General features: G+C 67.9%; 10 protein-coding genes and 2 pseudogenes. 6 read left to right on the forward strand and 6 right to left on the reverse strand.

Annotated features, from left to right (window positions below; all coding sequences use genetic code 11):
- From ACV4UZ_RS13990 to ACV4UZ_RS14000, 3 genes are all read left to right on the forward strand, one after another.
- Window positions 1-2,058, forward strand: a complete 2,058-nt coding sequence (locus tag ACV4UZ_RS13990) for an ATP-binding protein (RefSeq protein ID WP_491601421.1) — start codon at window positions 1-3, stop codon at window positions 2,056-2,058.
- Between the two features lie 125 nt (window positions 2,059-2,183).
- On the forward strand, window positions 2,184-2,510 hold the full coding sequence (locus ACV4UZ_RS13995) for a metal-sulfur cluster assembly factor (protein ID WP_491601422.1): 327 nt from the start codon (window positions 2,184-2,186) through the stop codon (window positions 2,508-2,510).
- On the forward strand, window positions 2,510-3,553 hold the full coding sequence (locus tag ACV4UZ_RS14000; protein ID WP_491601423.1) for a DUF8744 domain-containing protein: 1,044 nt from the start codon (window positions 2,510-2,512) through the stop codon (window positions 3,551-3,553). The genes ACV4UZ_RS13995 and ACV4UZ_RS14000 overlap by 1 nt, the downstream gene beginning before the upstream one ends.
- On the opposite strand, the gene ACV4UZ_RS14005 is transcribed toward ACV4UZ_RS14000, so the two are convergent.
- The gene (locus ACV4UZ_RS14005; protein WP_491601424.1) at window positions 3,550-4,341 is read right to left on the reverse strand and encodes a response regulator; all 792 of its coding nucleotides are present in this window, start codon (window positions 4,339-4,341) and stop codon (window positions 3,550-3,552) included. The two genes, ACV4UZ_RS14000 and ACV4UZ_RS14005, sit on opposite strands and share 4 nt — an antisense overlap.
- A gap of 79 nt (window positions 4,342-4,420) precedes the next feature.
- On the opposite strand from ACV4UZ_RS14005, the pseudogene ACV4UZ_RS14010 reads away from it, so the two are divergent.
- Window positions 4,421-5,275 (forward strand): annotated as a pseudogene (locus ACV4UZ_RS14010) (CBS domain-containing protein); the annotation flags it as partial.
- A gap of 209 nt (window positions 5,276-5,484) precedes the next feature.
- Here ACV4UZ_RS14010 and ACV4UZ_RS14015 read toward each other — a convergent pair.
- A complete protein-coding gene (locus tag ACV4UZ_RS14015; protein WP_491601432.1) occupies window positions 5,485-5,934 on the reverse strand; it encodes a CBS domain-containing protein in 450 nt (149 codons plus the stop codon).
- Window positions 5,935-6,097: 163 nt separating this feature from the next.
- Window positions 6,098-6,211 (reverse strand): annotated as a pseudogene (locus ACV4UZ_RS14020) (hypothetical protein); the annotation flags it as partial.
- Between the two features lie 174 nt (window positions 6,212-6,385).
- On the opposite strand from ACV4UZ_RS14020, the gene ACV4UZ_RS14025 reads away from it, so the two are divergent.
- Both ACV4UZ_RS14025 and ACV4UZ_RS14030 read left to right on the forward strand, forming a co-directional pair.
- Window positions 6,386-6,907 (forward strand): Hpt domain-containing protein, encoded by a 522-nt coding sequence (locus ACV4UZ_RS14025; protein WP_491601425.1) that lies wholly within the window; start codon window positions 6,386-6,388, stop codon window positions 6,905-6,907.
- Window positions 6,838-7,182 carry a response regulator gene (locus tag ACV4UZ_RS14030; protein ID WP_491601426.1) on the forward strand — a complete coding sequence of 115 codons (345 nt, stop codon included), beginning with the start codon at window positions 6,838-6,840 and terminating at the stop codon, window positions 7,180-7,182. Before ACV4UZ_RS14025 ends, ACV4UZ_RS14030 begins: the two co-directional genes overlap by 70 nt.
- Here the strand turns inward: ACV4UZ_RS14030 and ACV4UZ_RS14035 are convergent.
- From ACV4UZ_RS14035 to ACV4UZ_RS14045, 3 genes are read right to left on the reverse strand one after another with little or no spacing between them, the layout of a single operon-like run.
- The gene (locus ACV4UZ_RS14035; protein WP_491601427.1) at window positions 7,179-8,087 is read right to left on the reverse strand and encodes a DUF8744 domain-containing protein; all 909 of its coding nucleotides are present in this window, start codon (window positions 8,085-8,087) and stop codon (window positions 7,179-7,181) included. The genes ACV4UZ_RS14030 and ACV4UZ_RS14035 overlap by 4 nt on opposite strands.
- Window positions 8,087-8,218 carry a hypothetical protein gene (locus ACV4UZ_RS14040; protein WP_491601428.1) on the reverse strand — a complete coding sequence of 44 codons (132 nt, stop codon included), beginning with the start codon at window positions 8,216-8,218 and terminating at the stop codon, window positions 8,087-8,089. Before ACV4UZ_RS14040 ends, ACV4UZ_RS14035 begins: the two co-directional genes overlap by 1 nt.
- Complete coding sequence (locus ACV4UZ_RS14045) at window positions 8,218-8,544, reverse strand: metal-sulfur cluster assembly factor (RefSeq protein WP_491601429.1); 327 nt, start codon at window positions 8,542-8,544, stop codon at window positions 8,218-8,220. The genes ACV4UZ_RS14040 and ACV4UZ_RS14045 overlap by 1 nt, the downstream gene beginning before the upstream one ends.
- Window positions 8,545-8,696 lie beyond the last annotated feature (152 nt).

Consider the following 8,696-nt stretch of genomic DNA (forward strand, 5'->3'; position numbering starts at 1 on the left):
GTGGACTTCCGCCCCTCCAACCGCAGGATCGTGGTGGGATTGCTGGGCGCCATGCTCCTGGTGTTGTGGAGCTTCGTCGCGTACTGGTCGTGGTCCCAGCGCAAGGGGGTCATCGCATCCAACACGGTGATCCTCGAGCAGCTGACCACGGCGGCCGAGGAGCAGACGCTGCGGCTGTTCCGGCATGCCGAAACCTCGCTGATGGTCAGCAACCACTGGCTGGCCGAACACCCCCAGCTCGATCCCGGCGACACGCCGGCCTTCATCGCCCTGGTGGACCGTCTGCGCCACATGTCGGACGGCATGCTGGACATCCGCATGGTGACCCGGTCCGGCGGGCTGCATTACATCCCCCGGCGCGGCCCCAAGCCGCTGGCCGACGTTTCCGACCGCGACTACGTCAAGGCCCAGGGGCGCATGGAGACGCGCGGCTTCTTCATCGGCAATCCGGTGGTCAGCCGGGTGACCGGCAAGTGGACCATTCCCGTCTCCATCCCGGTGGACAAGGGCGGCGGCGACGTGGGCGTGCTGTTCGCCGCCATCGAGCTGGACCGCATCGCCAAGACCTTCGAGGCCGAGCGCATCAAGCCCTCCGGCTCCATCGCCATCCTCCGGGCCGACGGCACCTTCCTGTTCCGGGTGCCGCAGGAGGACCACGTCATCGGCCTCGACATCGCCGACTCGCCATCCTACAAGGAGAATTACGCCCTGGCGCTGAAGGGCATCTTCCGTTCGGCCAGCCAGTTCGTCGACGGCAAGGAGCGGCTGGTGTCGTTCCAGCGGCTGCGCGACTACCCCCTGATCGTCATCGTCACCGCCGGCATCGACGATCTGCTGACGCCCTGGCGGCGTGAGACCGCCACCCTGGTCGCCATCGCCGGACTGGTGACCCTGGCCTGTTCCCTGCTGGCCGTGATCCTGTTGCGCGCCATGAAGGCCGAGGAAAAGGCCCAGAAGGCCACCGACCGGGCCCGGCGCGAGGCCGAGCTGATTCTCACCACGGCGGGCGAGGGAATTTGCGGCGTCGATGCCGCCGGGCTGGTCACCTTCATGAATCCCGCCGCCCGGGCCATGCTGGGCTGGGAGTACGAGGACCCCATCGGCAAGAATCTTCACGCCTGCAACCACCATACCCGTCCGGACGGCACGGAATATCCCTCCGGGGATTGCCCCATCCTCAAGACCCTGACCGACGGCGAAACCCGCGAGGTCCAGGGTGAAACCTTCTGGCGCACCAACGGCGGCGGCTTCCCGGTGGAGTTCATCGTCACCGGCATCTGGGACAGGGACACGGTCAAGGGCGCCGTCCTGGTGTTCCGCGACATCTCGGAGCGTCTGGCCGCCGAGCGGGCGCTGACCCAGCAGGCCACCGAACTGGCCCGCTCCAACGCCGATCTCGAACAATTCGCCTATATCGCCAGCCACGACCTGCGCGAGCCGCTGCGCCAGGTGGCCAGCTTCGTCTCGCTGCTGGAGCGCCGCTACGGCGCCACCCTGGACGGTGACGCGCGGGACTACATCGCCTATGCCCGCGAGGGCGCCAAGCGCATGGATCGGCTGATGATCGATCTGCTGGAATTTTCCCGCATCGGCCATCGCGCCCTGCCGGTGGAGGCGGTCAACCTGGGTGACGCCATCGACGAGGCCATGGCCAACCTGCGCACCTCCATGGTCGAGACCGGCGCCCAGGTGGAGCGGGCCCCGGGCATGCCGGTGCTGCATCTGGTGCGCGACGACATGGTCCGGCTGTTCCAGAACCTGATCGGCAACGCGCTGAAATACCGCCACCCCGAACGCACCCCCGTCGTCCGGGTCACCGCCGCCAAGGAGGATGGCGGCTGGGTGGTGTCGGTCGCCGACAACGGCCTGGGCATCGACCCCCAGTTCTCCGAGCGCATCTTCGGCATCTTCCAGCGCCTGCACACCCGCGACAAGTTCGAGGGCACCGGCATCGGCCTGGCCATCGTCAAGAAGATCGTCGAGCGGGCCGGCGGCCGGGTCTGGGTCGAGTCCGCCCCCGGCGATGGCAGCACCTTCAAGGTCTTCCTGCCGGCTTGACCGCCATCATGCCGCCGGACAACGGCGACCGGTAATCTTTCCCTCGTCATCCCGGAAGCGCAACGCGCTATCCGGGATCCAGGGGGAGCGACTCCTGGATCCCGGCTCAAGGCCGGGATGACGACATGAGAAAGGCCATCTTCCCCATGATCACCGAAGACGAAATCCGCGAAGCGCTGCGCCAGGTCATCGATCCCGACGTCGGGGTCAACATCGTCGACCTGGGACTGGTGGAGAGCGTCCGCATCGCGCCGGAAGGCATCTATGTGGACCTGATCATGACCACGCCGGCCTGCCCGCAAAGCGCCTATCTCGCCGACCAGTCGGAACGGGTGGCGCGCGAGGCCGCCAGGGGCGAGCTTCCGGTCAGCGTCGAAGTGCTGGACTCCCCCTTCTGGGAGCCGTCGCGCATGTCGGCCTCGGCCAAGACCATCATGGGCTGGCCGGGCTGATGGGCATCACCGCCCGCCGCCTGCCGTTGCTGATGGCCGGGGCCGTCTCGCTGGCGGCCGGCATCCTGGCCGGCGAGGGGCGCCTGGGCTGGCCGGTGGGAAGCGCCGACCTCGCCCTGGTGCACGGGCCGCTGATGATCTGCGGCTTCTTCGGCACGGTGATCGGGCTGGAACGGGCGGTGGCCCTGGGCAAGCCCTGGGGCTACGGCGCGCCGCTGTTCACCGCGCTGGGCGGCGTGCTGCTGATCGCCGGGCAGACCCTGGCCGGCGCCGTGCTGCTGCTGGCCGGCAGCCTGGTCTTCGTCGCCATGAGCCTTGCCGTCATCCTCCGCCAGCGCGAGGTGTTCACCACGGTGCTCGGCCTGGGAGGCCTTTGCTGGGCGGCGGGCAACCTGACCTGGACCGTGGCCGGCGACGCCGCCCTCCCGGTGCCCATGTGGGCCGCCTTCCTGGTGCTGACCATCGCCGGCGAGCGTCTGGAGCTGTCCCGCTTCCTGCCGCCCTGGCGCTGGCGCACCCCCACCCTTCTTCCGCCGCTGCTGCTGCTGTTCGCCGGCATGGCGCTGGGGTCATGGCCGGTGTTCGGCGCCGGCCTTGCCCTGCTGACCCTGTGGTCGCTGGTCAACGACGTGGTCAGGCGCACCATCCGCCAGCCGGGCCTGACCCGTTACGTGGCGGTGTGCCTGCTGTCGGGCTATGTCTGGGCGCTGGTCGCCGGGCTGCTGATGATCCGCCTGGAAGCGGGCGAGACCGGCGTGATCTACGATGCCGCCCTGCATGCCTTGTTCGTCGGCTTCGTCTTCGCCATGGTCTACGGCCACGCTCCGGTGATCCTGCCCGCCGTGCTGCGGGTGGCGGTGCCTTACCGGCCGGTGTTCTACCTGCCGCTGGCGGTGCTGCACGCCTCGTTGCTGCTGCGCGTGGCGGGCGACCTTCTCGACCTGCACGCAATCCGCCAGTGGGGCGGAATGGGCAACGCGGCGGCCATCCTCCTGTTCATCGTCACCATGCTGGCGACGGTGCTGGGGGCGCGGAAGCGCTAGATCAGGAACAGGTTGTCCAGCGCCTTGAACAGGTCGTCGGCGAAGCTGGCGCCCTTGAACAGCACCGGAATGCGCTTGGGCAGCAGCTTCAGGATGTCGTCGTCCTTGTCCAGGCTGGTGATCACCGCCAGGGGGATGTTGCGGGTGGACGGCATGGCCGACAGGGCCATGGCCAGGTCGATGCCTTCCAGGTCGGGCATCATGGCCGAGATGATCACCAGATCGGGCTTGGTCTCCACCACCATGGCGAAGGCCCGGAGCGAATCGGCCATCAGCGAGACCCGATAGCCGCATTGCTGCAGCTCGCGCTCGACGAAGCGGGTCTGGGCGCCGTGCGGCATGACGAGGAGAACCTCGACGTTGCGGATCTCGATGTCGCCCAGGTCGAAGCCCAGCTTGGCCGGAAGCGCCCGCACCAGGGCGGCGGGGTCGGTCTCGGCGGCCTTGCCCTGGGCCAGGCGGACCATCAGGTCGAAATAGCCGGTGAGGTCGTCCCACATGCGCGGCGGCGCCACCTCGGGGGTGTTGGCCAGATACTCCTCCATGCGGTGGGCGACGGTGGCCAGACGGTGCATGGCGAAGTTGGCGGCCTGGCCGCGAAACTGGACGGCGGCGCGGCGGCAATCGGTCACCAGCTTGCGGATGTCGCAGCGCCCGTTGCGGGCGGCATCCATCTCCACGTCGAGGGATTGCAGGGTTTCCGTCAGTTCGTCGACGAATTCCAGCCGCAGCTGCTCGACGACTTCCTGGGCACTCCGGCCATGGTGGCCATTCGCAGAATCCGACATTGACCGAATCCGCCTTTCATTCACGCTACACCGATCCGAACACCCGGGGGCAGTCTAGCCGAGACGTTCCCGTATGACCATGGTTTTACGGCGGCTCACCGCTGCTGGGCAGTTGCGCCGTCCGGCAAGTTGGAGGACACTCCATATCGGGCGCTTACCTTATTGCAGGATCGAGATTTCCGTGTCCTCCGACCAGACCATCGACCGCATCGTACAGAAGACGCTGCTCAACTGTTCCCCCTCCGCCACCATCCTCGAAGCCGCCCAGACCATGGCGACGGCCCATTGCTCGTCCATCGTGGTGGTCGAGGACGGCAAGCCGGTGGGCATCTGGACCGAGCGTGACGCCCTGGCCGTGGACCTTACCGATCCCCAGGCCTTCCAGCGCCCCATCGCCGAGGTGATGAGCGCTCCGGTCAAGACCATCCATTTCCAAAGCACCATCGGCGACACCGGCATGCGCTTCAAGCTGGAGGGCGTGCGCCATTTCGTGGTGATCGACGATGCCGGCGACGCCATGGGCATCGTCAGTCAGAGCGACGTCATCCTCGGCCACGGAGTCGAGCACTTCCTGGTGCTGCGCCCGGTGCGCTCGGCCATCTCGCGGCCCATGGTGACCATTGCCGGCGGCGCCAGCCTGACCGAGGCGGTCACCCTGATGCACGCCGCCCGCGCCGACGCCGCCATCGTCCTGGGCGACGAGCACACGCCCCCCGGCATCATCACCGAGCGCGACGTGCTGCGCCTGATCGCCGCCGCCGGCGCCATTCCCCCCACGGTGGGCGCGGTGGCCAGCCGCCCCCTGCTGACCATTTCCGAGGACGATTCCCTGCTGGCGGCCCGCGCCATGCTGGAGCAGAAGGGCATCCGCCACATCGGCATCACGTCGCACACCACCGGCGAGCTGATGGGCCTTTTGTCCTTCTCCGACATCCTGGCCACCCTGCAATACGAATACGTCCACCGCCTGGACGAGGCGCTGAGGGAGCGTGACGCCGCCCTGCTCCGCTCGCGCAAGGACCTGAACCTGGCCCGCAAGGTGATCGAGGCGTCGCTGGACGGCATCATGATCGTCGATGCCGAGCAGAGGATCGAGTTCGTATTGCAGGGTGGCCAGGATGTCGGAGAAGGACAAAAGGCCCATCAGCTCGCCGGTGGTGTGCGACGTGATGCCGATGTGGCGGATGCCCCTTCTGCTCCAGCATGGCGCGGGCCGCCAGCAGGGAATCGTCCTCGGAAATGGTCAGCAGGGGGCGGCTGGCCACCGCGCCCACCGTGGGGGATGGCGCCGGCGGCGGCGATCAGGCGCAGCACGTCGCGCTCGGTGATGATGCCGGGGGGCGTGTGCTCGTCGCCCAGGACGATGGCGGCGTCGGCGCGGGCGGCGTGCATCAGGGTGACCGCCTCGGTCAGGCTGGCGCCGCCGGCAATGGTCACCATGGGCCGCGAGATGGCCGAGCGCACCGGGCGCAGCACCAGGAAGTGCTCGACTCCGTGGCCGAGGATGACGTCGCTCTGACTGACGATGCCCATGGCGTCGCCGGCATCGTCGATCACCACGAAATGGCGCACGCCCTCCAGCTTGAAGCGCATGCCGGTGTTCGCCGATGGTGCTTTGGAAATGGATGGTCTTGACCGGAGCGCTCATCACCTCGGCGATGGGGCGCTGGAAGGCCTGGGGATCGGTAAGGTCCACGGCCAGGGCGTCACGCTCGGTCCAGATGCCCACCGGCTTGCCGTCCTCGACCACCACGATGGACGAGCAATGGGCCGTCGCCATGGTCTGGGCGGCTTCGAGGATGGTGGCGGAGGGGGAACAGTTGAGCAGCGTCTTCTGTACGATGCGGTCGATGGTCTGGTCGGAGGACACGGAAATACTCGATCCTGCAATAAGGTAAGCGCCCGATATGGAGTGTCCTCCAACTTGCCGAGACGGCGCAACTGCCCAGCAGCGGTGAGCCGCCGTAAAAATCCATGGTCATACGGGAACCGCTGACCCGGGTGTTCGGATCGGTGTAGCGTGAATGAAAGGCGGATTCGGTCAATGTCGGAAATTCTTGCGAATGGCCACCATGGCCGGAGTGCCCAGGAAGTCGTCGAGCAGCTGCGGCTGGAATTCGTCGACGAACTGACGGAAACCCTGCAATCCCTCGACGTGGAGATGGATGCCGCCCGCAACGGGCGCTGCGACATCCGCAAGCTGGTGACCGATTGCCGCCGCGCCGCCGTCCAGTTTCGCGGCCAGGCCGCCAACTTCGCCATGCACCGTCTGGCCACCGTCGCCCACCGCATGGAGGAGTATCTGGCCAACACCCCCGAGGTGGCGCCGCCGCGCATGTGGGACGACCTCACCGGCTATTTCGACCTGATGGTCCGCCTGGCCCAGGGCAAGGCCGCCGAGACCGACCCCGCCGCCCTGGTGCGGGCGCTTCCGGCCAAGCTGGGCTTCGACCTGGGCGACATCGAGATCCGCGAGACGTCGAGGTTCTCCTCGTCATGCCGCACGGCGCCCAGACCCGCTTCGTCGAGCGCGAGCTGCAGCAATGCGGCTATCGGGTCTCGCTGATGGCCGATTCGCTCCGGGCCTTCGCCATGGTGGTGGAGACCAAGCCCGATCTGGTGATCATCTCGGCCATGATGCCCGACCTGGAAGGCATCGACCTGGCCATGGCCCTGTCGGCCATGCCGTCCACCCGCAACATCCCCCTGGCGGTGATCACCAGCCTGGACAAGGACGACGACATCCTGAAGCTGCTGCCCAAGCGCATTCCGGTGCTGTTCAAGGGCGCCAGCTTCGCCGACGACCTGTTCAAGGCGCTGGACAACCTGTTCCTGATCTAGCGCTTCCGCGCCCCCAGCACCGTCGCCAGCATGGTGACGATGAACAGGAGGATGGCCGCCGCGTTGCCCATTCCGCCCCACTGGCGGATTGCGTGCAGGTCGAGAAGGTCGCCCGCCACGCGCAGCAGCAACGAGGCGTGCAGCACCGCCAGCGGCAGGTAGAACGCCGGCCGGTAAGGCACCGCCACCCGCAGCACGGCGGGCAGGATCACCGGAGCGTGGCCGTAGACCATGGCGAAGACGAAGCCGACGAACAAGGCATGCAGGGCGGCATCGTAGATCACGCCGGTCTCGCCCGCTTCCAGGCGGATCATCAGCAGCCCGGCGACCAGCGCCCAGACATAGCCCGACAGCAGGCACACCGCCACGTAACGGGTCAGGCCCGGCTGGCGGATGGTGCGCCTGACCACGTCGTTGACCAGCGACCACAGGGTCAGCAGGGCAAGGCCGGCGCCGAACACCGGCCATGACCCCAGCGCCATGCCGGCGAACAGCAGCAGCAGCGGCGGAAGAAGGGTGGGGGTGCGCCAGCGCCAGGGCGGCAGGAAGCAGGACAGCTCCAGACGCTCGCCGGCGATGGTCAGCACCAGGAAGGCGGCCCACATGGGCACCGGGAGGGCGGCGTCGCCGGCCACGGTCCAGGTCAGGTTGCCCGCCGCCCAGCAAAGGCCTCCCAGGCCGAGCACCGTGGTGAACACCTCGCGCTGGCGGAGGATGACGGCAAGGCTCATGGCGACGAAGACCAGGCTGCCGGCCAGCAGCAGCACGGCGCCGGCCAGGGTCTGCCCGGCGATCAGCAGCACGCCGCCCAGCGCGGTGAACAGCGGCGCGCCGTAGCCCCAGGGCTTGCCCAGGGCCACCGCCCGTTCCAGCCCGATCACCGTGCCGAAGAAGCCGCAGATCATCAGCGGCCGTGCACGGCGAGGTCGGCGCTTCCCACCGGCCAGCCCAGGCGCCCCTCGCCGGCCAGGATGCCGGCCGCCAGCGAGACGGCCCCGGCCATCAGCAACGGCAGGCGGCGGGCGGTGATGCCCATCAGCCCGGCCAGCCCATGATGGTCTTGGCCGAGGCCGACATGCGCGACGGCTCCCAGAAGGGGGAGTCCAGCACTTCGACGCTGACCGGAAGCTCGCCCCTGGCGGCCTCGCGCGCCACCCGTTCCGACTGGTCGGCGAGATAGGCGCTTTGCGGGCAGGCCGGCGTGGTCATGATCAGGTCCACATAGATGCCTTCCGGCGCGATGCGGACGCTCTCCACCAGTCCCAGGTCGACGATGTTGACCCCGACGTAGGGATCGATGACCTGGCGCAGCGCTTCGCGGATTTCGTCTTCGGTGATCATGGGGAAGATGGCCTTTCTCATGTCGTCATCCCGGCCTTGAGCCGCGATCCAGGAGTCGCTCCCCCTGGATCCCGGATAGCGCGTTGCGCTTCCGGGATGACGAGGGAAAGATTACCGGTCGCCGTTGTCCGGCGGCATGATGGCGGTCAAGCCGGCAGGAAGACCTTGAAGGT

This window comes from Paramagnetospirillum sp., assembly GCF_058402745.1.